The following is a 2132-nucleotide window of genomic DNA, read 5'->3' as shown; positions in this document are numbered from 1 at the left end:
GAGAGCACACTGATGAACGCTAACCCGCCCCTGCCGCAGTTCGGACGCGTCGCCCTGCGCGGCGGGCTGGTCACTGCCGGTGCCCAGGGTTTCAAGATGGTGATCCAGTTCCTCTCGGTCATCATCCTTGCCCGGCTGCTGCTGCCGGAAGATTTCGGCCTTGTGGCGTCGGTCGGGCCGATCGTCGCCTTTGTCGGGCTTCTGCAAAATCTCGGGCTGCAGCAGGCTCTTGTCCAGCGCAAGGACATCAGCGACAGGCAGCTCAATCAGGTGTTCTGGATAAGCGCGCTGGTCGGATTGGGCAGCGCGGTGGTAGTGGCGGCATTGGCCCCGGCCATTGCCGGCTTCTACGGCGATCAGCGCATGTTAGGCATCACGGTCGCCTCCGCGCTGCCGTTGCTTCTCGGCAGCATCGCAGCCGTCCCGCTCGCCTTGATGAACCGTCACCTGCAGTTCGGCCAGCTGGCCTTCAACGATGTCATAACGGCGGCCGCCGGTCTTGTTGCTGCCGCCATCGCGGCCTGGGCGGGAATGGGATACTGGTCGTTGGTGCTGGGGCCGGCCGTGGCGGCGGTCGTTGCGCTCGGCGCCGCATGGCTGGTGGTGCGCTGGACGCCGTCGCGTCCGGACTTCAGGGTCGAGAGCGAGATCCTGTCGTTCGGCGCCAATCTGACCGGCTTCAATCTCGTCAATTTCTTTTCACGCAATCTCGACAACATCCTGATCGGAAAATATTCCGGAGCGATCGAGCTTGGCTACTATGACCGGGCCTACAAACTTCTCCTGTTTCCGCTGCAAAACATCACCCAGCCGCTGACGCGCGTGATGGTGCCGTTGCTCAGCCGCATCCACGAGGACAAGGTGCGGTTCCGCGATCTGTACGTGCGCACCAACTGGATGCTGGCGGCCGTGACCATGCCCGGCATCGCCGCGCTGACATTGACTTCCGAACAGGTGGTCGCGCTTCTCTTCGGGCCGCGCTGGACCGCCGTGGCGCCAATCTTCGCGTGGCTGGGCATCGCCAGCCTGATGCAATCCGTATCGAGCACCACCGGCTGGATATTCATCTGCCAGGGCAAGACAAAGGCCATGTTCCAGTGGGGCGCCTACTCGTCGCTCACCACCGTGGCTTCTTTTGTCGTCGGCCTGCATTGGGGCGCCGTCGGCGTCGCGGCCGCCTACGCGATCAGCGGCTACGTTCTGCGCGTGCCGGTGCTCGCGGTCATGATCCACCGCGTCGGGCCGGTGACGGCAGGGGACTTCCTGATCATGCAGGGCCTTTTCATTGCATCGTCCCTGCTTGCCTGGCTTGCCTATCTCGGCCTGCCAGCGTCCCTTACCGGCCAGTCGGACCTTCTCGCCGTCGTCCTGGCTTTATGCCTCGACTACGGGCTTGCCTTCGTCCTTATGGCGATCTTCCCCCAGCCGCGCAGGATACTGCTCACCACGCTTGCCAACATCGCGCGCAATCTGCGCTGATGCCTTGGCCATGAGAGGCTTCAGCAACTCCGCGGCAGACATCGCCGAAGCATGTTCCTCGAGCACGGCTTGGAGGATGGTGCGGCGGTAGTCTTCAAGCTTGCCGACGAACCGGCCGAGCTTTTCGGCCGCCTCCGGCGGGGTGACAGTGTCGATATCGAGCAGCAGATCGGCAACACCGATCCTCTTGGCGACTTCCTTGGTCTTGAACTCATAGGCGATCGGAAGCACAGGCGTTCCCACGCAGAGCGACATGATCATCATGTGCATGCGGGTCGCGACGACGAAGTCGAAACCCTTGACCAGAGCCATCAGTTGCTCGGGGGTGTGGAATGAAGCGTCCACGCTGACATTCCTCGCAATTTCTGGATCGAGCTCGGCGACGATCTTGCGTGCTGTCTTGGAATCGTCATGGGCATATTCCGGAACGCCCTGGCAGGTGGAGACAAAGGTCACCTGCTTGCCATGGTCCCGGACAAGGATGGTCGCGATCTCGCGTACCGAATCGATATAGCGGCGCATCCCGTCTTGGCCGTCATTGACGTAGTTCCAGTGGCGGACGGAAATCGCGACGCGGCCCGTCTGCGCAGGCGGCTGAGCCGAGGCGAGCCGCTTGCCGATGCCGTCCGTGTCGGCAAGGGCAAACACGGCAT

The 2132-nt window shown here is 62.8% G+C and carries 2 protein-coding genes; one reads left to right on the top strand and one right to left on the bottom strand.

The features are described from left to right. Positions 1-12 precede the first annotated feature (12 nt). Positions 13-1479 carry a lipopolysaccharide biosynthesis protein gene (locus tag EOA27_RS33320; RefSeq protein ID WP_126079792.1) on the top strand — a complete coding sequence of 489 codons (1467 nt, stop codon included), beginning with the start codon at positions 13-15 and terminating at the stop codon, positions 1477-1479. Here the strand turns inward: EOA27_RS33320 and EOA27_RS33315 are convergent. Further along, a partial coding sequence (locus EOA27_RS33315) for a polysaccharide pyruvyl transferase family protein (protein WP_189562227.1) occupies positions 1375-2132 on the bottom strand: 758 nt, incomplete at its 5' end. The two genes, EOA27_RS33320 and EOA27_RS33315, sit on opposite strands and share 105 nt — an antisense overlap.

This window comes from Mesorhizobium sp. M2A.F.Ca.ET.037.01.1.1 (genome assembly GCF_003998075.1).
In the GTDB taxonomy this organism is placed as follows: domain Bacteria; phylum Pseudomonadota; class Alphaproteobacteria; order Rhizobiales; family Rhizobiaceae; genus Mesorhizobium.
The sequence above is the reverse complement of the archived record's forward strand: the minus strand, read 5'-3'. Positions and strand labels throughout refer to the sequence as shown.